Annotated in this window: 24 protein-coding genes and 3 pseudogenes; 14 read left to right on the top strand and 13 right to left on the bottom strand. The window is 67.1% G+C overall.

What is annotated here, in order from left to right; all coding sequences use genetic code 11:
- Positions 1-82 precede the first annotated feature (82 nt).
- Together AC1Z3W_RS09795 and AC1Z3W_RS09790 are read left to right on the top strand one after the other, a co-directional pair.
- Entirely contained in the window at positions 83-1,489 is a 1,407-nt protein-coding gene (locus AC1Z3W_RS09795) for an APC family permease (RefSeq protein WP_057927109.1), read from the top strand.
- Positions 1,490-1,553: 64 nt separating this feature from the next.
- The gene (locus AC1Z3W_RS09790) at positions 1,554-2,663 is read left to right on the top strand and encodes a DmpA family aminopeptidase (protein WP_483507513.1); all 1,110 of its coding nucleotides are present in this window, start codon (positions 1,554-1,556) and stop codon (positions 2,661-2,663) included.
- 147 nt (positions 2,664-2,810) lie between these two features.
- On the opposite strand, the gene AC1Z3W_RS09785 is transcribed toward AC1Z3W_RS09790, so the two are convergent.
- Positions 2,811-3,023 (bottom strand): hypothetical protein, encoded by a 213-nt coding sequence (locus AC1Z3W_RS09785; protein ID WP_124613565.1) that lies wholly within the window; start codon positions 3,021-3,023, stop codon positions 2,811-2,813.
- Positions 3,024-3,190: 167 nt separating this feature from the next.
- Complete coding sequence (locus tag AC1Z3W_RS09780) at positions 3,191-5,374, bottom strand: FUSC family protein (protein ID WP_483507512.1); 2,184 nt, start codon at positions 5,372-5,374, stop codon at positions 3,191-3,193.
- A gap of 203 nt (positions 5,375-5,577) precedes the next feature.
- Here AC1Z3W_RS09780 and AC1Z3W_RS09775 point away from each other — a divergent pair, with 203 nt between their 5' ends.
- Positions 5,578-6,525, top strand: a complete 948-nt coding sequence (locus AC1Z3W_RS09775; protein ID WP_124831873.1) for a LysR family transcriptional regulator — start codon at positions 5,578-5,580, stop codon at positions 6,523-6,525.
- A 114-nt stretch (positions 6,526-6,639) separates the two neighbouring features.
- Here AC1Z3W_RS09775 and AC1Z3W_RS09770 read toward each other — a convergent pair whose 3' ends face one another.
- The gene (locus tag AC1Z3W_RS09770) at positions 6,640-6,942 is read right to left on the bottom strand and encodes a DUF4148 domain-containing protein (protein ID WP_057927114.1); all 303 of its coding nucleotides are present in this window, start codon (positions 6,940-6,942) and stop codon (positions 6,640-6,642) included.
- A 229-nt stretch (positions 6,943-7,171) separates the two neighbouring features.
- Complete coding sequence (locus AC1Z3W_RS09765) at positions 7,172-8,314, bottom strand: porin (protein ID WP_124831875.1); 1,143 nt, start codon at positions 8,312-8,314, stop codon at positions 7,172-7,174.
- Between the two features lie 307 nt (positions 8,315-8,621).
- On the opposite strand from AC1Z3W_RS09765, the gene AC1Z3W_RS09760 reads away from it, so the two are divergent.
- Positions 8,622-9,086, top strand: a complete 465-nt coding sequence (locus AC1Z3W_RS09760) for a VOC family protein (RefSeq protein ID WP_483507511.1) — start codon at positions 8,622-8,624, stop codon at positions 9,084-9,086.
- Between the two features lie 74 nt (positions 9,087-9,160).
- A complete protein-coding gene (codA, locus tag AC1Z3W_RS09755) occupies positions 9,161-10,402 on the top strand; it encodes a cytosine deaminase (protein ID WP_124831879.1) in 1,242 nt (413 codons plus the stop codon).
- Positions 10,403-10,420: 18 nt separating this feature from the next.
- On the opposite strand, the pseudogene AC1Z3W_RS09750 reads toward codA, so the two are convergent.
- From AC1Z3W_RS09750 to AC1Z3W_RS09740, 3 genes and pseudogenes are all read right to left on the bottom strand, one after another.
- Positions 10,421-10,720, bottom strand: a pseudogene (locus AC1Z3W_RS09750) (3-keto-5-aminohexanoate cleavage protein); the annotation flags it as partial.
- A gap of 35 nt (positions 10,721-10,755) precedes the next feature.
- Positions 10,756-11,540 (bottom strand): annotated as a pseudogene (locus AC1Z3W_RS09745) (SDR family oxidoreductase).
- A gap of 73 nt (positions 11,541-11,613) precedes the next feature.
- Positions 11,614-12,324, bottom strand: a complete 711-nt coding sequence (locus AC1Z3W_RS09740) for a GntR family transcriptional regulator (RefSeq protein WP_483507510.1) — start codon at positions 12,322-12,324, stop codon at positions 11,614-11,616.
- 459 nt (positions 12,325-12,783) lie between these two features.
- Here AC1Z3W_RS09740 and AC1Z3W_RS09735 point away from each other — a divergent pair.
- Both AC1Z3W_RS09735 and AC1Z3W_RS09730 read left to right on the top strand, forming a co-directional pair.
- Positions 12,784-12,873, top strand: a pseudogene (locus tag AC1Z3W_RS09735) (type VI secretion system amidase effector protein Tae4); the annotation flags it as partial.
- Positions 12,874-13,117: 244 nt separating this feature from the next.
- Positions 13,118-13,558, top strand: a complete 441-nt coding sequence (locus AC1Z3W_RS09730; protein WP_057927265.1) for a type VI secretion system amidase immunity protein Tai4 — start codon at positions 13,118-13,120, stop codon at positions 13,556-13,558.
- A 205-nt stretch (positions 13,559-13,763) separates the two neighbouring features.
- On the opposite strand, the gene AC1Z3W_RS09725 is transcribed toward AC1Z3W_RS09730, so the two are convergent.
- Both AC1Z3W_RS09725 and AC1Z3W_RS09720 read right to left on the bottom strand, forming a co-directional pair.
- A complete protein-coding gene (locus AC1Z3W_RS09725) occupies positions 13,764-15,182 on the bottom strand; it encodes a cytochrome-c peroxidase (protein WP_483507509.1) in 1,419 nt (472 codons plus the stop codon).
- A gap of 108 nt (positions 15,183-15,290) precedes the next feature.
- On the bottom strand, positions 15,291-16,964 hold the full coding sequence (locus AC1Z3W_RS09720; protein WP_124831883.1) for a phospholipase C: 1,674 nt from the start codon (positions 16,962-16,964) through the stop codon (positions 15,291-15,293).
- Positions 16,965-17,312: 348 nt separating this feature from the next.
- Here AC1Z3W_RS09720 and AC1Z3W_RS09715 point away from each other — a divergent pair, with 348 nt between their 5' ends.
- A complete protein-coding gene (locus AC1Z3W_RS09715) occupies positions 17,313-18,224 on the top strand; it encodes an EamA family transporter (protein ID WP_057927122.1) in 912 nt (303 codons plus the stop codon).
- A 45-nt stretch (positions 18,225-18,269) separates the two neighbouring features.
- Here the strand turns inward: AC1Z3W_RS09715 and AC1Z3W_RS09710 are convergent, their stop codons facing one another.
- A complete protein-coding gene (locus tag AC1Z3W_RS09710) occupies positions 18,270-18,743 on the bottom strand; it encodes an Lrp/AsnC family transcriptional regulator (RefSeq protein WP_044843065.1) in 474 nt (157 codons plus the stop codon).
- A gap of 319 nt (positions 18,744-19,062) precedes the next feature.
- On the opposite strand from AC1Z3W_RS09710, the gene AC1Z3W_RS09705 reads away from it, so the two are divergent.
- The 6 genes from AC1Z3W_RS09705 (at position 19,063) to AC1Z3W_RS09680 (ending at position 23,381) form a co-directional block, all read left to right on the top strand.
- On the top strand, positions 19,063-20,448 hold the full coding sequence (locus AC1Z3W_RS09705) for an amino acid permease (protein WP_057927123.1): 1,386 nt from the start codon (positions 19,063-19,065) through the stop codon (positions 20,446-20,448).
- Positions 20,449-20,491: 43 nt separating this feature from the next.
- Positions 20,492-21,694, top strand: a complete 1,203-nt coding sequence (locus tag AC1Z3W_RS09700) for an amino acid aminotransferase (RefSeq protein WP_057927124.1) — start codon at positions 20,492-20,494, stop codon at positions 21,692-21,694.
- A gap of 129 nt (positions 21,695-21,823) precedes the next feature.
- Positions 21,824-22,222: a DUF488 domain-containing protein gene (locus AC1Z3W_RS09695; protein ID WP_124831889.1), complete on the top strand. Its 399-nt coding sequence runs from the start codon at positions 21,824-21,826 to the stop codon at positions 22,220-22,222.
- A 117-nt stretch (positions 22,223-22,339) separates the two neighbouring features.
- A complete protein-coding gene (locus tag AC1Z3W_RS09690; protein WP_057927126.1) occupies positions 22,340-22,630 on the top strand; it encodes a DUF1488 family protein in 291 nt (96 codons plus the stop codon).
- Positions 22,631-22,646: 16 nt separating this feature from the next.
- The gene (locus AC1Z3W_RS09685; RefSeq protein WP_057927127.1) at positions 22,647-22,886 is read left to right on the top strand and encodes a hypothetical protein; all 240 of its coding nucleotides are present in this window, start codon (positions 22,647-22,649) and stop codon (positions 22,884-22,886) included.
- A 141-nt stretch (positions 22,887-23,027) separates the two neighbouring features.
- Complete coding sequence (locus AC1Z3W_RS09680) at positions 23,028-23,381, top strand: metal ABC transporter ATPase (RefSeq protein WP_483507508.1); 354 nt, start codon at positions 23,028-23,030, stop codon at positions 23,379-23,381.
- Between the two features lie 22 nt (positions 23,382-23,403).
- Here the strand turns inward: AC1Z3W_RS09680 and AC1Z3W_RS09675 are convergent, their stop codons facing one another.
- The 3 genes from AC1Z3W_RS09675 to lhpI all read right to left on the bottom strand — a co-directional run bounded on the left by AC1Z3W_RS09675 (position 23,404) and on the right by lhpI (position 25,723).
- Positions 23,404-24,180 carry a helix-turn-helix domain-containing protein gene (locus AC1Z3W_RS09675; protein ID WP_124831893.1) on the bottom strand — a complete coding sequence of 259 codons (777 nt, stop codon included), beginning with the start codon at positions 24,178-24,180 and terminating at the stop codon, positions 23,404-23,406.
- A 17-nt stretch (positions 24,181-24,197) separates the two neighbouring features.
- Positions 24,198-24,605, bottom strand: a complete 408-nt coding sequence (locus AC1Z3W_RS09670; protein ID WP_057927130.1) for a response regulator transcription factor — start codon at positions 24,603-24,605, stop codon at positions 24,198-24,200.
- Positions 24,606-24,787: 182 nt separating this feature from the next.
- Positions 24,788-25,723: a bifunctional Delta(1)-pyrroline-2-carboxylate/Delta(1)-piperideine-2-carboxylate reductase gene (lhpI, locus tag AC1Z3W_RS09665; protein ID WP_483507507.1), complete on the bottom strand. Its 936-nt coding sequence runs from the start codon at positions 25,721-25,723 to the stop codon at positions 24,788-24,790.
- Positions 25,724-25,892: the final 169 nt, after the last annotated feature.

The following is a 25,892-nucleotide window of genomic DNA, read 5'->3' as shown; positions in this document are numbered from 1 at the left end:
GGCTTCCTAGACTGCCACGCAATCAATCGGACCCGAGTATGGGTGTTCAAAAATGTGGGGCATAGGAGCACAGGAGAACGAAATGGCGATGATGTCGGAATCGACGGGCACGCTGCAAGCGACGCCTGCCACGGAAGACGCGCCGCGCGCGTTGTCGCAGACGCTCAGCGTGCGCGACGCGGTGATGATCACCGTGTCGGGCGTGACGCCCGCAAGCTCGATCTTCGTGATCGCGCCGTTCGCGATCCAGCAGGCCGGCAGCGGTGCGGTGCTGTCGTTCCTGCTCGGCGGCGTGCTCGCGCTCGCGTTCGCGCTCTGCTACGCCGAGCTCAGCGCCGCGCACCGCAGCGCAGGCGGCGAGTACGTGATGGCCAAGCGCGTGTTCGGCACGCTGCCCGGCTACCTGACCTTCATTGCGGTGCTGTCCGTCAGCGTGTTCATTCCGGCCGTGCTCGCGAGCGGCGCGGCGCCGTACCTGAACAACGCGCTCGGCACGCACTTCAGCAACCAGTCGGTCGCGCTGACGATCGTGCTGCTCAGCTATCTGCTCGGCATGCTGAACATCAAGACGAATGCGTGGATCACCGGCGCGTTTCTCGTCGTCGAGATCGGCGTGCTGATGCTGATCGCGGGGCTCGGTTTCGGTGCTCCGCATCGCGGTGCCGACGTGCTGGTCTCACCGGTCGTCGCGAGCGGCAATGCGCTGGTGCCGGCCACGCTCGCGGCGATAGTGCCCGCGATCGGCACGGCGATCTTCTGCTACAACGGCTTCGGCTCCGCCGCGTATCTCGCGGAAGACCTGCGCGGCGGCAACCGCAACGTCGCGAAGGCGGTGATCTATTCGCTGCTGGTGATCCTCGTGGTCGAACTGATCCCGCTTACCGCGATCGTGCTCGGCGCACCGTCGCTGACGGAGCTGACCAAGAGCGCCGACCCGATCGGCTATGTCGTGCGCTCGCTGAGCAACCCGACGGTGTCGCGCGTGGTCAGCGGCGGGATCTTCCTGTCGGTGTTCAACGCGATCATCGCGATCGTGATCACGATGGGGCGCCTGCTGTACAGCAGCGGCAGGCACGCACTCTGGTCGCGCACCTGCAACCGCGCGTTCTCGACGATTCATCCGCGCCTGGAATCGCCGTGGCTCGCAACCATCGCGCTCGCGGTGCCGTCGGCGGGGCTCGTGTTCGTATCGAGCCTCGACGAACTGACCGCGTTCACGGTCGACCTGCTGCTGCTGATCTATCTGGTGGTCGGGCTGGCCGCGCTCGCGAGCCGGTTCGTGCGCCGCGACGTCGAACATCACTACCGGATGCCGCTGTGGCCCGTGACGCCGCTCGTCGCGGTCGCGGGCGCCGCGTACACGCTCTACACGACGCTCGCGACGGCGACGAAGCCGACCGACCTGATCATCATCGGCGTTCTGCTGGCGGCCGCGCTCGCGATGTATGCGGTCTGGGCGCGCCACAGCGATGCGTTCCGCTCGCTCTGAACGCGGCGTCGTTACCTTGCCGTACCGAAACATCGAACCATCGAAACACTGGAGGAATTGCATCATGCGCACGAGGGATCTCGGCATCCGCATCGGACTCGGCACGCCGGGCCGCTTCAACGCGATCACGGACGTGCCGGGCGTGCGGGTCGGACATTGCACGCTGAGCGTCGAGAACGGCGATGCATCGATCCGCACCGGCGTCACCGTTATCGAACCGCGCGCGGGCGCCGCGCACGATTCGCCGTGCTTCGCGGGCGTGCATGTGCTCAACGGCAACGGCGACGCGACCGGGCTCGAATGGATCCGCGAAGCCGGCCTGCTGACGACGCCGATCGCCTATACCAACACGCACAGCGTCGGCACGGTGCGCGACGCGCTGGTCGCGAACGAACGCGAAGCGGCGGCCGGCCGCGTGTACTGGTGCATGCCGGTCGTGATGGAAACCTACGACGGCCTGCTCAACGACATCTGGGGGCAGCACGTAAGTGCCGCACATGTGCAGTGTGCGCTGGCCGCCGCACAGTCGGGGCCGATCGCCGAAGGCGGCGTGGGCGGCGGCACGGGCATGATCTGCCACGAGTTCAAGGGCGGCATCGGCACCGCGTCGCGGGTCGTCGCGGCCGACGCGGGCGGCTGGACCGTCGGCGCGCTCGTGCAGGCGAACTACGGCGTGCGCGAGATGCTGCGCGTGGCCGGGTACCCGGTCGGCGAAGTGCTGCGGCACGTGCCTTCGCCGTTCCGCGCGCCCGGTGCGCCAGGCGAAGCCGGGATGGGCTCGATCGTCGTCACGATCGCAACCGATGCGCCGCTGCTGCCGCATCAGTGCACGCGCCTCGCGCAGCGCGCGAGCGTCGGGCTGGCCCGCGTCGGCGGCGGCACCGAGGATTCGAGCGGCGACATCTTCCTGGCCTTTGCAACGGGCAACGACGGGCTGCCTGCCGCGAACTACGGCAGCAAGGGTGCGCTGACGACGGACGTGAAGATGGTGAACAACGACCACATTTCGGCGCTGTTCGTCGCGGCGGCGGAAGCGGTGGAGGAAGCGATCGTGAACGCGCTGGTCGCGGGGAGCGATGTCGAATCGCGCGGCGCGCGGGTCGAAGGGCTGGGGCAGGCGCGCTTGCTGGATGCATTGCGCGAAGTGGGGTGGCGGCCGGGACGCGGCGCCTGAAACGGCATGCGCCGCTTCACTCGAAGCGGCGTGGCGGGCAGGGTCGTTGCGGCGATCGGCCGGCGCGTCGTGCGCGCGCGCATGCGATGCATGCGATGCGTGCGATGCGTGCGCGGCGGGCCTGGCCGTGACGACGCGGGGTCATGCTCAGCTGCCGAAGTAGACGTTGCAGAAGCTGACGGGGCCGACGCATGCGTTCGGGTCTTCCTGCTTCGATTGCGCACGATCGACGCGGCCGGCAGCCTGGACGGTTTCGGCGCGGTTCGCCGGTTGCTGCGCGAGGTCGGCCGGCGCGGGCTGGGCATGCGCGACAGCGGCGGTGAGCGACAGGGCAACGAGGGCGAGGTGCAGCGGCTTCATTTCAGTTTCTCCTGGGTCAGTGCCAGTCTCGCTGGCAGTGAGGAAACTATAGGCTCGCACTGCTTGAAGATTAATCGCCAGGGGTGCAGAGCTTATTTCCAATCGGAACAAGGATGCCGTTGCGCACGCATCGAGTGCCGTCGAGTGCCGTCGAGCGCCGTCGACGATCAATGACGGTGGCGGTTGAACGGCGCGTCCTTGTCCAGCAGCGCGCTGCGGATGAAGTGCAGGCAGCCGACGATGCGCTGCATGCGATGGCGCGCATCGGGCACCGCGTACCACGCGTGCAGCGTATGCTGCGCGGCGCGGATCGCCAGGTTCACGGATTTCAGCGTGCGCGCGTGGTGGACCGGCGTCGGATCGTCGAAGAAACGCGGCAGCTCGCGCAGCACCGCATCGACCGACGCGGTCCAGCGCAGCGTCTGCGGCGGTTTCGATTCGCAGAACCCGTGCAGTTCGTCGCGCAGGTCGATCACCGCATGACCGACTTCGAGCGTCGACAGCATCCAGCGCAGCGCGTCGCGATGTTCTCGCGTGCGCTTGACGAGCAGCGTGCGCAGCTGCGCCATCAGGTCGTGCGTGCTCGACTGGAAGCGCGCGGAGAGGCCCTGGCGCGCGCCTTCGCAGGCGAGCGTGACCTGGCGGCGCAGATCGTGCGCGATACGTGACGTGAGCCACGGCATGTGGGTCGGAAACACCACGGCAAACACGATCGAACAGGCAAGCATCGCGACGACGACGGCGAAACCGTTGTTGATCAGCACCTCGGGGGTATACGCGATCGCGTTGTCGGGGCCTGCGAGCAGGCAGAAGAACACCGCGAAACCGATCCCGTAGCCGGACAGGCCCGGGCGCATCGCGAGAAACGCGCCGAGGCCGAGCACCGGCGCGAGCGCCGCGCACAGCAGCGGAAAACCGTCGATGTTCGGATACACGTAGCACAGGAACACGTAGCCGACCGCGGTCGCGAACGCCGCGCCGACCGCCATTTGCGCGACGAACTTCGGCGCGCGCGGCGACATCGAGCTCAGTGCGCACGCGATCGCGGTGGCGATCACGGCGAGCGGGCCACTTGGCCATTCGGACGCGATCCAGAACGCGCTCATCGCGCCGACGGCGACGAGCGTGCGCAGGAATGCGAAGCCGACGAAGAACGAATTGGTCTTCACCGCGTAATGCGTGACCGAGCGTTCGAACGCATGATCGTCGCGGTCGAGCGATGCATAGGTGTCGGCATAACCGACATACTCGCCGACGAAGCGATACATCAGCTCGATCGCGGTATCGAAGTCGAGCAGGCCGCCGGCCGCGTGATCCTCGATCTCGCGGCGCGACGCACGCGCGGCCTTCGGCAACGCGCCGTGAAAGCGGCGCAGTTCGAGCAGCGCGCCGGTCGTCGACGCGATCCCGCGCTGGCGCTCGTCGCGCAACGCGGTGATCCGCTGCGCGAGCCCGTCGACGTGCGGCGCGAGCGCGTCGAGCACGGCGTCCGAGCGGTTCGCGCGCAGGCGCTTGATGAGCTGGTGCAGCGCATGCAGGCGCGTGCATGCATTCATGAACTCGCTGTTCAGCCGCGCGAGCCGGCGGCTGCGCGCGCGAATGTGCGGATCCTCGAACGAGGCGAACGCGCGATTGGCCTCGAAGCCGACGATCTCGTCGACGAAATCGGCGAAGCGCCGTTCGAAATCGCCGCGTGCGAGGTCGCCCGACAGCGCGCCGGCCGCGAATGCCGGGAACTTCACATGACGGGCGGTCAGCGAGCGCATCAGCGCCTTCGCCGAGCTGAGCGGCAGGATCAGCGCGCTGACCGCGCCGGAGCACGCGATGCCCAGCGCGACTTCCGCGGCGCGCGTGAGCGCGGACTGGAACAGCGTCTGCGGCGTCATCACCGACGGCAGGCCGATCAGCGCGGCCGTGTAGCCGGCGAGCACGAATCCGTACCAGCGGAAGTGGCGGTTGCGCACCGCGAGCGCGATGCAGGTGCCGATCCACAGCGTGATGCCAGCCATGTACAGCTCCGGCTGCTGCGCGAACAGCCCGCCGAGCGCGAGTGCGGCGACGAGCCCGGCCGCCGTGCCGAGCACGCGATAGAAGCTTTTCGCGAACACCATCCCCGACAGCGGCTGCATCAGCACGAACACGGTCGTCATCGCCGTGCGCGGCTGCGACATCTCGAGCCGCATCGCGATGCCCATCGCGAGCAGCGCGGCGAGCACGGTCTTGGCGAGGTGGAGCCAGATCGTCCCGTCGCTCGCGGCCCAGTCGCGCGCGGCGCCGCCGAGCGGATCGAGCCAGGCTCTCCATCGTGCGGGTTCGACGGAAGGTCGCTCGATCGCAGGTTGTGGCTTCATGAAAAGAGGGGGGGCCGGGGCGGGGCCGGGCAAGGTGCCGCGGCGCGTCCGGACAGGCCCGTTCGACTGGTGAGGCGCCGATTGTAGGAGTGCGGCGCGCGGGCATTAACGCAGCTACGGGGAAACGATAGTTGCAGGCCGCGTAACAATCTGCCGCATCCGCTGGAGGAAAATAGCGGCTCCGCTACAGGTGGCTTACAGGAATGGATACCCTACAAAACATGCGGGTGTTTACGCGCGTCGTCGAGACGGGCAGTTTCACCGCGGCCGCGCAATCGCTGAATTCGACGACGGGCGCGATGTCGCGCGCCGTGTCCGAGCTCGAGGCGCGCCTGCGCACCCGTCTGATGAATCGTTCGACGCGCCGTCTCGCGCTGACGTCGGCCGGCGAAAGCTATTTGCGGCGCTGCCGGCAGATTCTTGCCGACGTCGATCGCGCCGAAGAAGAGGCGAGCTGCGCGCACGAGCGGCCGGCCGGCGTGCTGCGCATGCACAGTTTCGCGAGCGTCGGCCATCACTACGTGATGCCCGCGCTGACGCGCTATCACACGCAGTATCCGGACGTGTCGATCGAGCTGTCGCTGTCGCAGCGCATGCCCGACCTGTTCGACGGCACGAGCGACATGGCGGTCGTCACCGCGTCGTCGCTGCCCGATTCGGAGCTCGTGTCGCATCTGCTGGGCTCGACCTTCAGCATCTTGTGCGCGTCGCCCGAGTACGTGAAGCGCCACGGCGCGCCGGCACGCCCGGAGGATCTCGGTGCACACGCGTGCCTGACGCTCTGCACGCCGGCTTTCCCGACCCACGAATGGGTGCTCGAAGGCGCCGAGGGCGTCGAGCAGATCCACGTGGCGGGGCCGGTGCAGACCAACACGGCCGAGTCGCTCGCGCTCGCGATCCGCGACGGCATCGGGATCGGCATGCTGCCGCTGTATTCGGCGATCGACGCGCTGCACGACGGCACGCTCGTGCGCGTGCTGCCCGGGCACATCCTGCAGAAGATGAACGTGTATGCGCTGTATCCGTCGCGCCGCTTCGTCGACGCGAAGGTGCGTACCTGGGTCGAGATGCTGCGCGCGCAGGTGCCGGGGATGATCGCGCGCGACGTCGAGATGCTGAACGCGATCGACCGCGAACCGCAGGCCGCCTGAGCATCGGCCCGCCGGACGTCGCACGTTACGAGGGGAGAGGCCGCATGATGCGGCCATGAACCGCGCGCCACCCGGAGCAGACGATCGCTCCGGGTGGCGCGCGTCGTCATGTCGTCACAGCGCGGGCTTCGCCGCGACGCCGGATTCGGTTGCGGGCGCACCCGCCGGACCGTACGCGGCTTGCGCGGCCCGATGCCCGGCGATGCGCTGCGCGTTCAGGCGCGCCTGCGCGGCGAGGATGTCTTCCGGATAGTTGCCCGCTTCACCGCGCGCCGGGTTGTAGCCGACCGACTCCAGGTCGACCAGTTCCTGCAGCACCTGTGCACGCGTGACGGGCGATTGCGCCGACTGGGCGAACGACAGGGCCGGTGCGGCAAGCAGGACGGCAGCGGCGGCGGTGACGACGAGCGATTTCACGATGTTCTCCTGTGGATGGGATAGGTGGCCGGTTCGGCGAACTAGGTTCGATCCGAACCGTCGACGCCAGTCTATGCAGCGCGCATCGTCACAAAAACCCCGATTCCCGGCAGGCAGCTTTCCAGATGGCACAACATTGGGGCGCGTCGCCCGTGTCGACCGGCCTCGCCTGCAGCGGCAGGGGGCATGGCCGGCGGGCGACGCGCCGTCACGTCATGCGGATCGGCGCTCAGAACCGCGTGCGCATGCCGATCGTGCCGACGATCTGGTTCGCGGTGCTCGATGCGCCGCCCGACGTGTTGATGAACGCCTGGTAGCCGCGGCCCGACGCGTGCTGGTACATCGCTTCCGCGTACACGTCGGTGCGGCGCGACAGCTTGTACACCGCCTGCAGGTCGACCTGGTGCCACTTCGGATCGGTGCCGTGCTTGCTGTCCGGGTTCGACACGCTGCCGTCCGTATAGACGTAGGCTGCGCCGAGGCTGACGGCCGGCGTCACCGCATAGCGCACGTTCACGTCGTAGTTGTTGAACGCGACCTGGCCGGTGGAGCCGAACGAGCCCGAGTTGTCGTACTGCGAGCGCGTGTAGACGAAGCCGACGGTCGCCGGGCCGAACACATAGCTGACGCCACCGCCATACGTGCGCATGCGGTCCGCGCCCACCGACCAGCCGCCCTGGCTGACGCCCTTCGCCTCGGCCACGTCCGTCGCGCCGGGGCTCGCGCTCGTCGAGCCCTTCGTGCCGTTCATCTGCAGGTACGCGCCTGCCAGCTTCAGCGGCCCGTTCGTGTAGCTCGCCGCGACGCTGTACGCGCGGTTGCCGGCGAAGTTCGTCGAGTTCGAGAAGCCGTACAGCGCGCCGACCTTGAAGCCCGCGAGCGAGTCGCTCGTGTACTTGACCGCGTTGTTGATGCGCACCGAGTGGTTCAGGTTGTCGTTGTCGAACGGATGCGCGAAGCCCGTATCGCCGAAATCGCCGGCCGTCGCGGACAGCGGCGCGACGAAGTCGACCATCGTGTCGTACTGGCGGCCGAGCGTCAGCGTGCCGTAGCCGGCGCTGCTCAGGCCGACGTATGCGTGCCGGCCGAACAGCTTGCCGTCCTGGCCGAGCGCGCCGTTGTTCGCGTTGAAGCCGTTCTCCAGCACGAACAGCGCCTTCAGGCCGCCGCCGAGATCCTCGCTGCCGCGCAGGCCGAAGCGGCTGCCGTTGATCGTGCCGCTGGCCATGCGCCACTGGGCGCTGCCATTCACGTTGTTGGTGTACGCGATGCCGGCGTCGATCAGGCCGTACAGCGTGACCGAGCTCTGCGCGTGCGCGAACGGGGCGAACAGTGCGGCGGCGGATGCGGCGGCAATCAGGGTTTTGTTCATGTAACTGCTCCTGCGTGTGGGACGGTGATCAAAGTTCGGCGCAAGTGTAGGGGCGCGTTCGCCCGATTCCGGCGCTCGGGGCGCGAGCGCTCCATTGCGAGTCGCGCAAGAGTGCGTCACACGGCGTTCACAAACCGTTGCCGCAGCCGGATGCCATGCGTTTTCGCCGGCGGTACGGTGTGCGATGCGAGGTTGCCGCGCATGCCGTATCGCGCATTGACAACACGCGTGGCGTTGGCACGGGAGTTGATCGCGGCACCGCGTGCGCGGAGAATGGGCAGTCCGAGTTCATCATCCGGAGACACCCATGGCCATGCCTCGCCGACCGTCCTTCAGTGCCGCGCTGTGCTATCGCGACCCGAAAGGCGCATTGGACTGGCTCGAACGCGCATTCGGTTTCGAGCGCTCGATCGTCGTCACCACGCCGGAAGGCGACATCGCGCATGCCGAAATGCAATTCGGCGACGGCCTCGTCACGCTCGGCGGCGCATGGGCCGACTTCATCGCATCGCCGCAAGACACCGGCGACCGCAACACGCAGAGCGTCCATGTGCACCTTCCTGCCGACGCGGATATCGACGCGCATTGCGAGCATGCGCGTGCTGCCGGCGCGGAGATTCTGCAGGCGCCGGCCGACCAGTTCTACGGCGATCGCACGTATCGCGCCCGCGACCCTGGCCGGCATGTGTGGATATTCGGCAAACACGTGCGCGACGTGACGAACGACGAGATGAGCGCGGCGACCGGCCTGAAGATCGAAGACTTCAACTGAGCGCCGCACACATCACCCGCAGCGCTTTTCCCCACCACGCGGCGCACCGGCGCCGCACGACGCACTGGACCTACATGAACCTCTTCAATGCACGCCTGCGCGGCCGCGACGGGCTGTTCACGATCGGCATCGATGGCGACAGGTTCGCGCGAATCGACGCGCAAACCGCGCCGATAGCGCCGGCCGGCGCTGACGATCTCGACGCGGGCGGCCGCCTCGCGATTGCGCCGCTCGTCGAGCCGCATATCCACCTCGATGCCGTGCTCACGGCCGGCGAGCCGGCCTGGAACATGAGCGGCACGCTGTTCGAGGGGATCGAGCGCTGGTCCGAGCGCAAGGCGACCATCACGCACGAGGACACGAAGACGCGTGCGCATGCGGCAATCGGCATGCTGCGCGATCACGGCATCCAGCACGTGCGCACCCATGTCGACGTCACCGATCCGACGCTCGCTGCGCTGAAGGCGATGCTCGAAGTGAAGGACGAGGCGCGCGGGCTGATCGACCTGCAGATCGTCGCGTTTCCGCAGGAGGGCATCGAGTCGTTCGACGGCGGCCGTGCGCTGATGGAGCAGGCGATCGATCTCGGTGCGGACGTCGTCGGCGGGATCCCGCATTTCGAGAACACGCGCGAGCAGGGCGTCAGCTCGATCCGCTTCCTGATGGAACTGGCCGAGCGCACCGGCTGCCTCGTCGACGTGCATTGCGACGAGACCGACGATCCGCATTCACGCTTTCTCGAAGTGCTCGCGGAAGAAGCCCGGGTGCGCGGGATGGGCGCGCGCGTGACGGCCAGCCACACGACCGCAATGGGCTCGTACGACAACGCGTACTGCTCGAAGCTGTTCCGGTTGCTGAAGCGCGCGGGTCTCAACTTCGTCTCGTGCCCGACCGAGAGCATCCATCTGCAGGGGCGTTTCGACACGTTTCCGAAGCGGCGCGGGCTCACGCGCGTCGCGGAGCTCGATCGCGCGGGCCTGAACGTGTGCTTCGGGCAGGATTCGATCAAGGATCCGTGGTATCCGCTCGGCAACGGCAATATCCTGCGCGTGCTCGACGCCGGCCTGCACATCTGCCACATGATGGGCTACCAGGACCTGCAGCGCTGCCTCGACTTCGTGACCGATCACAGCGCGACGACGATGCATCTCGGCGACGGTTACGGGATCGCCGTCGGGCGGCCGGCGAACCTCGTCGTGCTCGACGCGGACAGCGACTACGAAGCCGTGCGCCGGCAGGCGAAGGCCACGCTGTCGGTTCGCCGCGGGAGGGTGATCATGCGGCGCGAGCCGGAGCGCGTCACGTATCCGGAGTGAGAGCGGCGGGTCGGGAGGCGGCATGCATCGTCGAGGGACGGTCATGTGCGGGCTGCCGCCCGACGTGAGATTGATCACCGCGTCCGTCTGCGCCTTGATACGTGGCAAGAATTCGGCGAACACTGCCGGATCCTGCGTTGGCTTGCCGTCCGACGGGTTGCGCGCGTGCAGGTGCAGGATCGCGGCACCGGCCTGAGCAGCCGCGACGGCGGCTGTCTCGATCTGATGCGCCGTCACGGGCAGGTACGGCGACATCGACGGTGTGTGGATCGCGCCGGTCGGCGCGCAGGTGATGATGACTTTGCGAGCGTTTGCCACGGATGGATTCCTTACGGTGAGCGATGCAGGAGGCGTCAGAGCACTTCGACGTTGCCGCAGACGGAGATCTGCCATGCCCGCCCGGCGAGCACAGGAACAGCGCGGTCGCGGCGATTTCGGCCGGATCCGTCATGCGTCGCAGCGAGATCTTCTCGAGATAGCGCTTTTCCATCTCGTCGTAGCCGGTGCCGAGCTGCTGCGCGCGCGCCTCGATTACGCGGCGCATCCGCAGGCCGCGCACGATGCCGGGCTGGATCGCATTCACGCGGATGCCGAGCGGCCCGAGCTCGATCGCGAGGCTTTTCACGAGACCGACGACCGCCCACTTGGTTGCCGCGTACGGCGTGCGGAACGCGTAGCCGAGCCGCCCCGCGACCGACGACAGCGCGATGATCGCGCCGCCGTGCTGCGTGTTACGCAGTAGCGGCACCGCGCGCCGCGCGAACTGGAATCGCGCGTTCAGGTTGATCGCAACCGTCTGCTCCCACTGCGCCGGGTCGATTTCGTCGATGCCGCCCGTCGGGCCCGCGATGCCTGCGTTGTTGACCGGCACGTCGAGGCCGCCGAGCATCGCCGCGACATCCGCGAACACGCGCTCGACCGCGGCCGGATCGGCTACGTCGGCCAGCGCCGCACTGATCGCGGTGCGCGACGGCCGGTCGGCCAGCGCCGCGATCACGGCTTGCGATGCATCGCACACATGGACGCGCGCGCCGCAGTCGGCGAACGTGTCGGCGATCTCGAGACCGATGCCCGAGGCTCCACCCGTCACGAGGACGCGCAGGCCGTCATAGGGTTTCAGCAGGTCGGAAGCTGTCATGCCGGGTAGTCTCCGTCGTTGAAGTTATCGGGTGCGGCGTCGCTCGTGGGCTGGCTGCCGCGAAATTCTGCTGCTACGGCTTTGCGTTCACGCGCCGCGGGGATTGCTCGGCCCGCAGCGTCGCAGCGAGATCATGCGCGGCGCCGCCGATGTCGAGCGCGATGCCGGCACGCACGCCGGCGCCGTCGAGCCGTTCGAGCGCATCGACGATCGCGCGGTGCGCGTCCATCGAACGCCGCATGTGCGGGAAATCGAGCGCGACCATGTTGAGGAACGGTCCGACACGCATCCACAGGTTCTCGACGATCGCCAGCGTGCTTTCACTCGCGCCGTGCGCGTAGATCGCGCTGTGGAACGCGAAATTGCTCTGCCGGTACGCGCGTGAACGGCCGGCCTCGGCCTGTGCCTGCATCGTCGCGCAGGTCTTGCGCACGGCGGCGATCTGCGCGTCGGTCATCCGCGCGCAGGCACGTTCGGCGATGCAACCTTCGAGAGCGATCCGCACGTCGCGCAGTTCGTCGAGCATGTCGAGCGTCATCGGCGGCACGACGAGCGCGCGGTTCGGGCCGTCGACCAGCGCGCGTTCGGCGTGCAGCCGCGCAAGCGCGGCGCGCACAGGCATCGTCGACGAACCGACCGCCTCGGCGACGCTGCGCAGGCTCAGCGCCTGGCCGGGCGCGAAGCGGCCGCTCATCAGCGCTTCGCGCAGTTGCTGGTAGACCTTTTCGGCCATCGTTGCCGATTCGATTGCTTTCAGTGCGGGCGGGACGATACGGGGTGCCAAGGCGGGTTCTCCTGGGTTTGATCTGCGAGCTGTGATCACACTTGTGATGTGCGAAGTGATGTCGATCGGGCAACGGGAGTCAAGGTGGTCGGCGTTGGGGAAAACGAGGGGGAGGTGATACGCGAAGCGGCTTGCGGGTCCGTGCTGCCGCGACCGCCGTCATTACAAAAAACTTTCACTTCGTGCATCATCACGTTCGAGTTCGAGGGCCGCGAGGGGATTCGGAAGGCGCCAGCAATTGCGATTTTCCGATGGTGTTTCCTCCAATCGAATTCATTCCAACAACAAGGAGCCATAGTGAAACGACCGTCATTTGCCGTCGCATGGGCGGCATCTCAGCGAATCTACGATTCGGCCAATTCCGGCGAGCGTGTTGCGAAAGTGATAGGTGGATACGTTGAGAAAAACATCTACAATCCGAGCCCGACAGAGCGATGGAGCAATACGTGCGCGGTGAGGATGAGCTACATCCTCGGCGAGGCCGGCATGGTGATTCCCCGTATTCCTGGACAAACGGTATCGGGCGGAGACAATCGGCAATACTTTTTTCGTGTCAGGGACTTGATCCGCTTTCTCGAGCAACGGTGGGGAAGGCCGAGGGTGTCAAGTATCCGCCTTCGAACGGCGGACCACTCGCGGCCCGACAGGGCGTCATCCTGTTCGAGGTGTCGGGGTGGAGCGATGCACAGGGCCACGCCACGCTGTTTAACGGACGTACGTGTTACGACCACTGCTATTTCAACGAACCGGGCGCACGGTATCGTACGGATCGCGCGAATTTTTGGAGTTTGTCATGAAGAGAACCCGGCTCGCAATCATGCTGGCGTGCGTTGCGATTCAACCGGCGATGGTTTCAGGGAGAGAGGCTCACGCCTCGCCGGAGGCTGGCTCACGGACCTATCTCCAGAACTTCAAGGACATGGTGCTCGCGGAGTGCCTGGCTACTGCTTACAAGCAGGCGCCGGATGTCGGCAAGGATATCGGTAGCAGCGTCAATGCGTTGCGCGACTGGACCTACTACGACATGGAGCGTGCGTCAGATGTCGTTCATGCGCTGGTGGCGAAGTACCTTGCACGCGATTACCGGAATCCGGCTGTCGAATCGGAAATCAAGGACGTAAAATTCGACTTCCTGAAGTGCATGGACCTGTATCACGGCAAGGAACTGGACGCTGCCACGAAGAAGCTCGTCCTGCGCCCGAACAGCACGTATCGGGCCGAAAACCCGCGCTAGTCCGCAGGCGCCGCAGCGGCGGAATCCGAACATCGCCATCCGCGCCCCGATCGTGCAGAATCGAACCCCCGATTCCCGCCGACGGATGCCGCATGACCGATCCGAACGACCTGTCCGCCCGCCACACCTACACCACCTTCGCGCAACGCTACGCCGACGTCGCGCCGACCAAGGCGCACAACGCGCTCTACGAGCGGCCGGCCCCTCAGCGCACCGGCTCGTCGGTGAGCGTGCCGAGAAACGCTTCGATATCCTTGATGTCCTGCGCGGTCATCGCCGGCTTGTCGCCGGGTTTGCGGTCGAACGGCGCATCGGTCACGTCGACGTTCGCGCGGTACTTCACCGGAATATCGTCGTATTCATCGACCTTGCCGGCCGCACCGTGCGAATAGAACTTCTGCGGCGAGATGCTGCGCTCGTTGTAGAACGCCATCACCTGATCGAGCGTATGGAACACGCCGTTGTGGAAGAACACCTGGCGCGTCGCGGCGTTGCGCAGCGTCGGCGTGAGGAACATTCCGCAATACTGCGTCTGGTCCTTCAGATCCTCGCGGAACGGCCCGCACACGCCGAGATCGTAGAACGCCGGATTGCGGTTCTGCGCGAGCGACTGGTTGCGCGGCGCGCCGAGCGCCTCGTACTGATAGTCGGTAAACATCGGCGGCAGGCCGTCCTTGCCGGGCTTCGACAGATGGCAGCCCGCGCAATTCGCCTTGTCCGGATCGTTGAAGAGCCGCAGCCCGCGCAACTCGGCCTGCGTCAGGCGCGCGCGGCCCTCGAGCCAGCGGTCGTACTTGCTGTTGTACGGATGGAACGACGGATCCTCGACCTGATAGCGCGCGATCGCGAACATCGCCTCCGACACCAGAAGCTGCGGGCTGGAGAACACGCGCGCGCCGAACAACTGCTCGAACTGCGCGCGATGCGACGGTTGCGCGAGCTTGCGTGCGACGTCGTCGATGTTCGCATTCGCCATCTCGACCGGATTCAGCAGCGGTCCGAACGCCTGCTGCTGCAGCGTATCGGCGCGGCCGTCCCAGAACATCCCGCCCTGCGGCACGAGCTGCGGCGCGGCCGACGTGCCGGCCACCTTCTGCGCCTTGACGACACCGGCCGCGGATGCGGCCTGCTGCGCGATGCTCGGCGCGGCATCGTTTTCGCCGGCATCGGGGCCGATGCTGAAGTTCGGCTGACGGTACAGGTACATCAGCGATTGCGGCGGCCGAAACCCGTGTTGCGTCATCACGAGGCCGCCCGGCTGGACGTCCAGCGCGTTCGGCGGCCCGTACGCATGATCGGGGCTATGGCAGGACGCGCACGACTGCTTGCCGGATGCCGACAGCGAGGGATCGAAGAACAGCGCGCGCCCGAGCTGCGCAACCGCGGAAAGCGGCTGCGCGGCCGGGCGCTGCAGCACGACCGGATGCGGATTCGCGCCGGTCCAGTCGGCGACGACGTCGCCGATCGCCGCGGGTACCCGCGCGGGGAATGCGACCGCGAACGCGCCATAGGCAAGCACGGCCGCGCCGGTCACGAAGGCCGCGCGGCGCAGCAGGCGGGCAGGGGAACGCGGCGCGGCGGCGCCGGATGCGTCGGGAGACGAGAACGCGGGACGAGCTGTCATGCTGTCGGTCGAAAGTCGGGCGCCGTGTACAGGCGGCGCATTAAATGGAAAGGGCCGGCGCACGATGCGCCGGCCTGCTGCTTGCTGCTACCGGTTACGCAATGCCGGTCAGATCGCCGGCGCCGCGCTCAGCACGGTGCCTTGCGTCGGATCGAGATACAGCGGTGCCGTATTCGGCTTCGACGAGAAGTCGAACAGCCCGCGCAGGTCGCCTGCCGTCGCATCGAACGAACCGCCGCCGATGCGTTGGCCGCCGAGCCAGTTGTCCTCGATGAAGCGCACGACGGATGCCTGGTCGATCATCGTGTGGTCGACGTAGTTCTGCTTCGCATACGGCGAGATCACGACCAGCGGGATGCGCACGCCCGGGCCGCAGCGGCCGTTCACGGTGCCGCCGTTCAGGCCGGTGGTGCCGCCCGAACCGCATTTGCCGTTGCCGTTCAGTTGGTCGACCGCGTCGGACGACGAACGGGTCGGTGCCGTGTACACGTGGTCGTACCAGCCGTCCGAGTCGTCATAGGTGACGATCACGGCCGTGTTCTGCCAGTCGGGCTGCTGCTGCAGGAAGTTGACGACCTTCGTCACGAACGCCTGCTCGTCGAGCGGGTCCGAGTAGCCCGCGTGCGCATCCTGCGCGGCCGGCGCCTTCAGGAAGCTGACCGACGGGAAGTTGCCGGCCTTCACGGCCGCGAAGAAGTCGTCGCTGTCGTACTGGTGGTTCGCCGGCTCGGCCGTCTTGCCGTCGGCTTCGAGGCTCGACCCGATCGCCGCAACCGAGCTCGGGCGCGTGTGCTGCGGGTTCGCGGTCGACGCGTAGTACTGGAACCAGTTGTGGTGCGGGATGTAGTCGGCCGTCGCGGCGTTCACGGCGGTGGCGATCATGCTGCGCGCGCAGCCCGTCGTGCCGTTGCCGTTGGTCGTCGACAGGTTGAAGCCGCCCATGAAGCCGCCCCACGTGATCTTCGCGCCGTTCAGCAGGTCGCCAATGTTCTTGCCGCTCATCATCGCCTGGTCGGTCGTGCTCGAGCACACGTCGTAGCCCGGGTCGACGTCGTTGATCATCGTGAGACCCCCCTGGCCGTCGTTGATGTAGTACGAGCTGGCGGCGAGCGTCGACGGCTGCTTCGACGTCTTGACGATCTGCATCCCGTTGGTCTGGCCCGACACGACGTTCAGCGCGCCCGGCGTCGACGGGCCGTAGACCGTCGTATATGCGTTGTCGCTCATTGCGAAGCGCTGCGCGTAGTTCCACAGCGCGGTGACGGTGTTGCCGTCGAAGTAGCCCATCACCTGGCCCTTCGTGCCGAACGCGCCGGCGCCGCCCGACGAGGCCTTGCCCGTGTATTTCGGGAACAGGTCGGCGAGGCCGTTGTCTTCGGCCTGCTCCTCGGCCGTGTACGCATGGTTCTGGTCGGCGGTTGCCGCTTGCGTGCGATCGAGGCGGAACGGGTTCGCGGCGTCGGTGCCGTTGGCCGTGTTCGTGAAGTTCGGGTTCGCGGTGAGCAGCGTGCCCGTCAGCCCGTTGATCGTCGGCGTGCCGGATTTCGCGGTGAACGCCGGTTCGCCCGACGGGTTCGTCGCATTCGGGTAGGTGCCGAAGTAGTGGTCGAACGACACGTTTTCGCCGTAGATCACGACGACGTGCTTGATCGGCGTGGCGGTCTTCAGCGCATCCTGCGACGACACGGCGGGTGTCGACGTGGGATCGTCGCTGCCGCCGCAGGCGAACAGCGCGAGCGTTGCGGCTGCGCAGGCGGTGACGAGCAAGGCTTGACGGAACATCGGGAAACTCCAGGTAGGTGTTAGATGGTGGAGGTCGGCCCCGTCGCCGTGTCGGTTCGGCGCGGAGCTCATTGATAGAGCACCGGCATTGAAACAGCCCGGTATGAAGATATGGGGGCGGAGCGGTTTCGCGAGGATTGCGCCGCGGTATCGATTTCATTACGACGCGCGGCGGTGCGAAAGAAAACGGAAAGGAACGCTGCGGATGCCACCTGGGCGACACATTCGGCGGCGTGTGCGGTCGTTGCCGCGAATGCCGCGCGGGGCGGGCCGCAGCGCGCGGCGGGCCGGTTCGCCCGCGACGTCGCGCCACGCACGTTTTTGACAATCGGGTGACGCATTCATACGATGATCGGCCCGCGGCGACGATTTCGCGTTGCCGGCCGTCAGCGAGTATTCAACGTGCCGATTCCCGTTCTGTTTGCCGTCCTGTGCGCCGCGTTCCTGCATGCGTCATGGAATGCGCTCGTGCGCAGCAGCGGCGACCGGCTGCGCTCGGCCACGGTGCTGCAAATCGCGATCGGGCTGTTCGCGCTGCTGTTCCTGCCTGCCGCCGCGCCGATCACGCCCGCGAGCTGGGCGTGCGTCGTCGCGTCGGCGGTGATCCACGTCGTCTATACGCTGCTGCTGGTGCGCGCGTACGAGCACGGCGACCTGACGGTCGCGTATCCGGTCGCGCGCGGCACCGCACCGCTGCTCGTCACGCTGGGCGCGGCGGCGTTCGCGGGCGAGCGCCTGAACGCGGGCGCGCAATGCGGACTCGTGCTGATTTGCGCCGGCATCATGGCGATCGGGCTCGAGCGCGGGCGCGGCGCGCAGCACCGGATGACGCAAGTGTTGCCGACCGCGTTCGCGACCGGCGTATCGATCGCCACGTACAGCGTCGTCGATGGGATCGGCGTGCGGGAAAGCGGCAGCACGGTCGGCTATACCGCGTGGATGTTCGTGCTGACCGCGCTGTTGATGGCCGCGTACTACCGGCTGCGCGCGGGGCCGTTGCGGCTCACGCGGGACGTCGGGGAAACGGCGAAAGCCGCATGCGGCGGCGTATTCGCGGCGCTTGCGTACGGGATCGTGATCTGGGCGATGGATCGCGCACCGATGGGCCCGGTGTCGGCGCTGCGCGAAACGAGCGTGGTGTTCGCCGCGCTGATCGCGCGCGCGTATCTCGGCGAGCGGCTGACGCGGCGTCGCGCGGGCGGGTGCCTCGTGATTGCTTCGGGCGCGCTGCTGATCGGCGCGTTCGAGGCGGTGCGGTGAGCACGGCTGCCGAGCGCGCTGCCCGGGGTGTCGTGCGGCAGCGCTTCAGCCTTCCACCGGCATCGCACTCGTGCACTTGATTTCGTCGAGACACACGCTCGAATGCACGCCGCTCACGCCGGGAATGCGCATCAGCGTTTCGAGCAGGAACGTGGAGAGCCCCTTCAGGTCGCGCGCGACGACCTTCAGCACGTAGTCGATATCGCCCGTTACCGAGAAACATTCCTGGATCTGCGCGAGATCCGACACGAGTTTCTGGAACTTCGACAGGTCGCGGATATGCCCGCGCTCCATCGTCACGTGCACGAACGCGGTGACGCCGAACCCGAGCGTATCGGGGCACAGACGGGTTTCGTAGCGGCGGATCGCGCCGATCTCCTCCAGCCGGCGGTGGCGCCGCAGCGTCTGCGCGGGCGACAGGCCGACGGCCTTCGCCAGGTCGAGGTTCGACGCGCGGCCGTTCTCCTGCAACACCGACAGCAGGTGGCGATCGATGCGATCGAGAACCGGTTCAGGCATTTTTGTTTCCTCATCTGTCTCCCGGACGCAATCTTATCTCATAATGTAGGGTTTGCATGAGCGGGTTACGCAACCCGATTTCACGGTCGCGACGCTAAACTGACGCCGGATTTTCGTGTGCGTCCGCAGCAATGCGGACGAGGGCGACGGTCGGCGTCCGGTATGGCGGGCCTGCCGACAGGCATCGGGCATCGCCGCGCGAAGATTGCAGTCCCCAACCCGGCGGCTCCACGAACGGCTGCCGGCACAGCAAAACAGCGCCCGGCACACCGAGGCGCGCCGCACCGCTTCCGGCGGAGGCGGGCAGAATGGAGAAGACATGGTTTCTGGAAACGAGAAGGACGGCCTGAAGCGGGGGCTGAAGAACCGGCACATCCAGCTGATCGCGCTCGGCGGCGCGCTCGGCACGGGGCTGTTCCTCGGCATCGCGCAGACGATCAAGATGGCCGGCCCGTCCGTGCTGCTCGGCTACGCGGTGGCCGGCGTCGTCGCGTTCTTCATCATGCGCCAGCTCGGCGAGATGGTCGTCGACGAGCCGGTCGCCGGCTCGTTCAGCTACTTCGCCGACAAGTACGTCGGTCATTTCACCGGTTTCCTGTCCGGCTGGAACTATTGGGTGCTGTACATCCTCGTCAGCATGGCCGAGCTGTCGGCCGTCGGCATCTACGTGCAGTACTGGTGGCCCGGCGTGCCGACCTGGGTGTCGGCGCTGGTGTTCTTCGTCGCGATCAACCTGCTGAACCTGGCGAGCGTGAAGTCGTACGGCGAGACGGAATTCTGGTTCTCGATCATCAAGGTCGTCGCGATCGTCGGGATGATCGGCTTCGGCGGCTGGCTGCTCGCGAGCGGCCATGCCGGGCCGGAAGCGAGCATCGCGAACCTGTGGCAGCACGGCGGCTTCTTCCCGAACGGCGTATCGGGGCTCGTGATGTCGATGGCGGCGATCATGTTCTCGTTCGGCGGGCTGGAACTGATCGGCATCACCGCGGCCGAGGCCGACGATCCGAAGCGCAGCATTCCGCGCGCGACCAACCAGGTGATCTACCGGATCCTGATTTTCTACATCGGCGCGCTGGCGGTGCTGCTGTCGCTGTATCCGTGGGAGAAGGTCGTCACCGGCGGCAGCCCGTTCGTGCTGATCTTCCACGCGCTGAGCAGCAACCTGGTCGCGAACGTGCTGAACGTCGTCGTGCTGACGGCCGCGCTGTCGGTCTACAACAGCGGCGTGTACAGCAACAGCCGGATGCTGTTCGGCCTCGCGAAGCAGGGCAACGCGCCGAAGGTGCTGTGCTCGGTGAACAAGCGCGGCATTCCGCTCGCCGCGCTCGGCGCGTCGGCGCTCGCGACCGGCGCGTGTGTGCTGGTCAACTACTTCATGCCGGGCAAGGCGTTCGAGGTGCTGATGGGCCTCGTCGTGTCGGCGCTGATCATCAACTGGGCAATGATCACGCTGATCCACCTGAAATTCCGCCAGGCCAAGCGCATCGCGGGAGAGCAGACTTCCTTCCGCAGTCTGGGCTATCCTTTCACGAATTACCTGTGCCTGGCATTCATGGCCGGCATTCTCGTCGTGATGTACCTGACGCCGGATCTCCGTCTGTCGGTGTACCTGATTCCCGTATGGCTCGCGGTGCTCGCGATCGGGTATCGCTTCCGTCAGAAGAATGCGGGCTATGCGATTCGCGACGGCGCGTCCGCGCGCTGACACGGGCACCACGACCCTTCTTCCAAACGAGACCGACATAGCCATGTTCGAACACATCGACGCGTACCCGGGCGATCCGATCCTGACGCTCAACGAGAATTTCCAGAAGGATCCGCGCGATCAGAAGGTCAACCTGAGCATCGGCATCTATTTCGATGCCGAAGGCCGGATTCCCGTGATGGGTGCCGTGCGCGAAGCCGAAACCGCGCTGCAGCGCGACCTCGGCCCGAAGCCCTACCTGCCGATGGTCGGCCTCGCCGCGTATCGCGACGCGGTGCAGGCACTCGTGTTCGGCGCCGATCACCCGGCGCGTGCGACCGGCCGCATCGCGACCGTGCAGACGCTCGGCGGCTCGGGCGCGCTGAAGGTGGGCGCCGATTTCCTGAAGCGCTACTTCCCGGACGCGCAGGTGTGGTTGAGCGACCCGAGCTGGGAAAACCACCGCTTCATCTTCGAGCGCGCGGGCTTCACGGTGAACACCTACCCGTACTACGACGAAGCGACGGGCGGCCTGAAGTTCGACGCGATGCTCGCGGCGATCGACGCGCTGCCGGCGCGCAGCATCGTGCTGCTGCACGCGTGCTGTCATAACCCGACCGGCGTCGATCTCGACGAAGGCCAGTGGGAGAAGCTGATCGACGTGATCGAGGCGCGCGAACTGCTGCCGTTCGTCGACATGGCGTACCAGGGTTTCGGCGCGGGCCTCGACGCGGATGCGTTCGCGGTGCGCGAACTGGCCCGCCGCGGCGTGCCGGCGCTCGTCGCGAACTCGTTCTCGAAGAACTTCTCGCTGTACGGCGAGCGCGTCGGCGGCCTGAGCGTCGTCTGCGAGGATGCGGCCGCGGCCGAGCGCGTGCTGGGCCAGTTGGCCGGCGCGGTGCGCTCGAACTACAGCAACCCGCAAACCTACGGCGCGAAGGTCGTGGCGACCGTGCTCAATACGCCCGCGCTGCGCAAGCAGTGGGAAGAAGAGCTCGCCGCGATGTGCCGCCGCATCGCACGGATGCGCCAGTCGATCCACGACGGCCTGCGCGACCACGTCAGCGGCGAAGCGCTCACGCGCTACGTGAAGCAGCGCGGGATGTTCACGTACACGGGCCTGACCGAATCGCAGGTCGACGCGCTGCGCGAAGTGCACGGCGTGTACATCCTGCGTTCGGGCCGCATGTGCGTCGCGGGCCTGAACGATTCGAACGTCGGCATCGTCGCGGATGCGATCGGCAAGGTGCTGAAGAGCGGCGTCTGACCGGCGCGCCCACGGGCGCCCGATTGCATCGCCGAAACCGGCTGTCTCCCCTGGAGGCAGCCGGTTTTTTGTTGCGCGGCGACGGCGCGGCGGTACGATGCGGAATCGAACGCATGACGAAGGAGCGGCATGGCTATTCGAATCGTACGGCTCGGCACGCCGCGCGCGGCCGGCGAGGGCCTGAGGATCGGCACGGTGCGGCGACCGCCGCGCGGCGTACCCAAGGCGGAATTCGCATCGCGCAACTACTATGATGTATGGCTGCCGACGCTGTCGCCGAGCCCTGAACTCGTCGCGCAGGCGCTGGCTGCCGAAACCGACGCCGAATGGCGCGCGTTCACGCGCCACTTCCGCGCGGAGATGGCGCACGGCGACGCGCCGAAGGTGCTGGACCTGCTCGCCGCGCTGTCGGCGACGAGTGCGTTCTCGATCGGCTGCTACTGCGAGGACGAGCGCCGCTGCCATCGCAGCGTGCTGCGCGAATTGCTGGCCGAGCGCGGTGCGACGATCGACGCGGACGCGGGCTGAACGCCGGTCCGGCCATGCGAAGGGGGCCGCCATCGTGCGGCGCAACGAACCGGTTGACGTGGGTCAAGTGCGCGGCCGTGCGAGCCGCTATGCTCACGTCATGAGATCGTCTCGACGATGACAGGCGGACAGATGCAGATTGCCTTTCCACCGGAACCGCCCGAATATTGCGCGCGCGATCTGGTCGTCGCGTTTTCGGCGCTGGTCGACGGCCGTTGCGTGCAATGCGCGATCACGGCCGAAGCACTGGAAGACCATTTCGGTGCGCCGTCGCTGCTGGAGCGGGATTTGCTGCAGGCGTTCGAAGCGCACCGCTCGGCGATCGAGGCGATGGCACGACGAATGCTCGATGAAATCGGCGGCCGACCGGTGTTGCTGCACAGCGGTCACTTCCGGATGGACGACTGATACCGCGGGAGGATGCATGACACTTCAAGGCACGATTCATGAACGCGACTGGTCGGTCGAAGTCGAGACGCGGCCGTGCGAATCCGGCGAGTTCCGCTGCCGCGTGTCGGTCGAGCACGGGACGGGAGCGGCGCGCTTTCATCACACGTTCGAGCACAGTCATGCATATCCGACCGAACACGAAGCCGCGATCGAAGGGCTGCGGGCCGGGATGACGTGGATCGAAATGAAGGCCTCTCAGACATTCAGCGTGTGAACCGCCTCGTGCGCAGAGGTGAGTGGCTGCAATGCTGCCAGGGCAGTGATCGCCGGGGCAGCAATCGCGCCGCGCGCGGGACAGAGACACACAGGGAAAGATAACGCGGTCGACAGCGCCGACCCCGTCAGGAGGAACATCATGGGCGTGGGCATGCAGATCGTCTGCGTCGGATGCACGGATTGCGCGGCGCTCGAAGCCGAAGCGGGCGCACAGCTGGTGCAGCTTGAACGATTCCGCGCCCGGCTCGACGAGTGCCGGCTGTCGATCGAGTTGCGCACGACCGCCGACGGCGGCCGCGCCTACGACGTGCGGCTCGAGCTGGTCATGCACGATCGCGTGCCGGCGTCGCTGCCATGCAACTCCGGCGACGACGTGAACGAGGTGATGCGCCGTGCGTTCGCGCAAGCCGAGCAGGTGCTGTCCGCGTGGCAGGCCGGCGGGCCTGAAGCGGCCGCGTTGCGTGCGGTCGCGACGGGCGCCGCCGTGCAATGACGCTCGCCGCGCCCGCCGTGCGTCAGACCAGGGCGAGCGCCTGCGCGTCGATGATCCGCACGCGCTTGCCGCGCGTTTCGACGAGCGAATCCCGATGGAACCGCGAGAACATCCGGCTGACGGTCTCGAGCTTCATGCCGAGATAGCAGCCGATCTCCTCGCGCGTCATCCGCAGGTTGAATTCCGATGCCGAATAGCCGCGTGCCTCGAAGCGCGACGACAGGTTCAGCAGGAAATGCGCGACGCGCTGCTCGGCCGACATCGTACCGAGCAGCAGCATCTGGCTCGATTCGCGAACGATCTCGCTGCTCAGCATCTGGTAGAGGAAATGCTGCATCGATTTCATTTCGCGACATGCCGCCTCAAGCGCGCCGAACGGGATGATGCACACGACGCTGTCCTCGAGCGCGATCGCGTCGCAGCAGTGCTGGCCGCTGCCGATGCCGTCCATGCCGAGCGTTTCGCCGGCGATCTGAAAGCCGGTCACGTGCTCTCGGCCGTCACGATGCATCATCACCGTCTTGAACGAGCCCGCGCGCACCGCGTAGATGCTGTGAAACGGATCGTCGATGCGGAACAGCGCGTCGCCCTGGCGAACCTGCCGGGTCGAGCAGATGATCGCGTCGAGGCGGCCGTATTCGTCCGCGGTCAGGTCGGGCGGCAGGCACATCGAGCGCATCGCGCAGACCGAGCAGCGCGCGGCCGGATGCTTGGCGGCTTCGGTACGCGCGACCGCGCGAAGCGGAACCGTTGGCCGAGGCGCGACGGACGGGGCGGCGCAGGCGGTGGCTGTAGACATGAGTCACTCCGGCTCGGTCAGGGGTGGTGCACGCGAGCGAGCACCAGGGATTCGATGGTGCGGCATGCGGCGTCGAATTCGACGGTCTTGTCGAAGAAGTAGTCGGCTCCGGCCGTCGCGCATGCCTCTCTGAATGCCGGCGCCGAGTGGTTCGTCAGCACGATCGTGACGACGCGCGGCGTGGCCTTCGACAGCATCCCGATCAAATCGAGACCGCTGCCGTCCGCGAGCCGCAGATCGACAAGCACGACTTCCGCGTGACTGCTGCGGATGTGCGTCCACGCGTCCTGGCCGTCCTCGGCTTCGCCGACGACCACGACGCCACGGATCGCGCCGACGAGCAGCGCGATTCGCTGCCGGACGGCGACGGCGTGATCGACGAGGAACACCCGGAGCGCGGCGGTGGGTGGCATGCTGGCATTCATGCCGGCAGTATCGTGTTGCGCTGCCAAAAAAGAAATCGGCCGAATTGGAAGTTTGTGTAGGCCGCTGCGACGCGTTGTAGGGCGTTTCCTACAACGCGTGCGGGAAAGAGGCGGCGGCGCCTGCGTCGCGATGCCGGACGCGCGCGCAGGCCGACGGTGCTCGCCGCTGTCGCTCCCTCCAATCAGCCGCGTTGGCGCGCGTCCAGCGCATCGCGCGCCGTGCGGCACGCGGCCAGATCCCATGCGGCGCAGCCGACGCTCTTGAACAGCAGCGGCCCGCTGCGCTCGAATGCGCCGCAAAGCACGTCGGCGAGCGACGAGACCTGTTGCCAGTCCACCTTCGCGACGATCAAGTCGCCGGCCTCGTGCCGCGCGCCGGCCGGATCGTCGACGACGAGCCGGCTGTGGCGCACGGTGTCGGCGTCGATCTCGGCGGCGTCCGCGGTGAACGCGCCGACGCCGACCACGAGGCGACCTTCGCGTGCCGCTTCGCGATACACGGGCGTGCGGCTCGTCGTCAGCGTGACGACGACATCGATCGCATCGGGAATCGCGTCGCCGTCAAGCGGTGCGAGCCGCGGCGCCTGCGCGCGGTGCGCGGCGCAGAACGCGGCCGCGCTGTCGGCGCGCGAGCCGCGCACGTGCAGGCGGGCGTCCGGAAAGATCGCCGCGAGCGCTTCGGCGTGATTGGCCGCCTGCTTGCCGGTGCCGATCAGCAGGATGTCGCGCGGCGCGGCGCCGTGCAGTGCCTGGATGCCGAGCGCGGTGACGGCCGCGGTGCGGCGCCCGGTGACCGTCGGACCGTCGAGCACGAAGCGCATCTCGCCCGTCGTCGCATCGTATGCAGTCACCTGGCCGAGGATCGTCGGCAGCCCGCGTGCGCCGTTGCCGGGGCACACGTTGACGAGCTTGTGGCTCGCGAGGTCGCGCGCGCTCGACGGCATCGACAGCATCACGCCGCCCGCCTGCAGTGGCACGACGAGCCGTTCGGGGCTGACGATCTCGCCCGCCGCATATTCGGCGACGGTGTGCGTGAGCGTCGCGAGCAGCGCCGGGTAGTCGAGCAGCGCGGCCGTTTCGGCGGCATCGAAAGCGGGAATGCGGGAGAGAGCGGTCATCGTGTCGGTCGGTTGTGTCGGTGGGCGTGAACGACGGGCGCATGGCGCGCTCGCCACGGAAGCCGCCGGACTCGCGGCGGCAGACGGTCTGGATCAAATCTATACCAGTTGACGGCTGTCCGGCAACCCGGAAAATCATGCGGATTGCCGATTTTGGTTCTAATATCCG

The sequence above is a fragment of the Burkholderia sp. 10_S31 genome, assembly GCF_056930375.1.
Note: the sequence above shows the minus strand (reverse complement) of the source record. Positions and strands in the feature narration are given on the sequence as shown.

What these genes read in the sequence shown, in the direction of transcription:
- AC1Z3W_RS09680 (WP_483507508.1), top strand. Translation starts at nt 23,028, where the DNA reads ATGGGCGTGGGCATGCAGATCGTCTGCGTCGGATGCACGGATTGCGCG.
- AC1Z3W_RS09720 (WP_124831883.1), bottom strand. Translation starts at nt 16,964, where the DNA reads ATGTTCCGTCAAGCCTTGCTCGTCACCGCCTGCGCAGCCGCAACGCTC.
- AC1Z3W_RS09695 (WP_124831889.1), top strand. Translation starts at nt 21,824, where the DNA reads ATGGCTATTCGAATCGTACGGCTCGGCACGCCGCGCGCGGCCGGCGAG.
- AC1Z3W_RS09715 (WP_057927122.1), top strand. Translation starts at nt 17,313, where the DNA reads ATGATCGGCCCGCGGCGACGATTTCGCGTTGCCGGCCGTCAGCGAGTA.
- AC1Z3W_RS09780 (WP_483507512.1), bottom strand. Translation starts at nt 5,374, where the DNA reads ATGAAGCCACAACCTGCGATCGAGCGACCTTCCGTCGAACCCGCACGA.
- AC1Z3W_RS09675 (WP_124831893.1), bottom strand. Translation starts at nt 24,180, where the DNA reads ATGTCTACAGCCACCGCCTGCGCCGCCCCGTCCGTCGCGCCTCGGCCA.
- AC1Z3W_RS09790 (WP_483507513.1), top strand. Translation starts at nt 1,554, where the DNA reads ATGCGCACGAGGGATCTCGGCATCCGCATCGGACTCGGCACGCCGGGC.
- AC1Z3W_RS09775 (WP_124831873.1), top strand. Translation starts at nt 5,578, where the DNA reads ATGGATACCCTACAAAACATGCGGGTGTTTACGCGCGTCGTCGAGACG.
- AC1Z3W_RS09795 (WP_057927109.1), top strand. Translation starts at nt 83, where the DNA reads ATGGCGATGATGTCGGAATCGACGGGCACGCTGCAAGCGACGCCTGCC.
- lhpI (WP_483507507.1), bottom strand. Translation starts at nt 25,723, where the DNA reads ATGACCGCTCTCTCCCGCATTCCCGCTTTCGATGCCGCCGAAACGGCC.
- AC1Z3W_RS09705 (WP_057927123.1), top strand. Translation starts at nt 19,063, where the DNA reads ATGGTTTCTGGAAACGAGAAGGACGGCCTGAAGCGGGGGCTGAAGAAC.
- AC1Z3W_RS09760 (WP_483507511.1), top strand. Translation starts at nt 8,622, where the DNA reads ATGGCCATGCCTCGCCGACCGTCCTTCAGTGCCGCGCTGTGCTATCGC.
- AC1Z3W_RS09730 (WP_057927265.1), top strand. Translation starts at nt 13,118, where the DNA reads ATGAAGAGAACCCGGCTCGCAATCATGCTGGCGTGCGTTGCGATTCAA.
- codA (WP_124831879.1), top strand. Translation starts at nt 9,161, where the DNA reads ATGAACCTCTTCAATGCACGCCTGCGCGGCCGCGACGGGCTGTTCACG.
- AC1Z3W_RS09700 (WP_057927124.1), top strand. Translation starts at nt 20,492, where the DNA reads ATGTTCGAACACATCGACGCGTACCCGGGCGATCCGATCCTGACGCTC.
- AC1Z3W_RS09670 (WP_057927130.1), bottom strand. Translation starts at nt 24,605, where the DNA reads ATGAATGCCAGCATGCCACCCACCGCCGCGCTCCGGGTGTTCCTCGTC.
- AC1Z3W_RS09785 (WP_124613565.1), bottom strand. Translation starts at nt 3,023, where the DNA reads ATGAAGCCGCTGCACCTCGCCCTCGTTGCCCTGTCGCTCACCGCCGCT.
- AC1Z3W_RS09765 (WP_124831875.1), bottom strand. Translation starts at nt 8,314, where the DNA reads ATGAACAAAACCCTGATTGCCGCCGCATCCGCCGCCGCACTGTTCGCC.
- AC1Z3W_RS09725 (WP_483507509.1), bottom strand. Translation starts at nt 15,182, where the DNA reads ATGACAGCTCGTCCCGCGTTCTCGTCTCCCGACGCATCCGGCGCCGCC.
- AC1Z3W_RS09690 (WP_057927126.1), top strand. Translation starts at nt 22,340, where the DNA reads ATGACAGGCGGACAGATGCAGATTGCCTTTCCACCGGAACCGCCCGAA.
- AC1Z3W_RS09685 (WP_057927127.1), top strand. Translation starts at nt 22,647, where the DNA reads ATGACACTTCAAGGCACGATTCATGAACGCGACTGGTCGGTCGAAGTC.
- AC1Z3W_RS09710 (WP_044843065.1), bottom strand. Translation starts at nt 18,743, where the DNA reads ATGCCTGAACCGGTTCTCGATCGCATCGATCGCCACCTGCTGTCGGTG.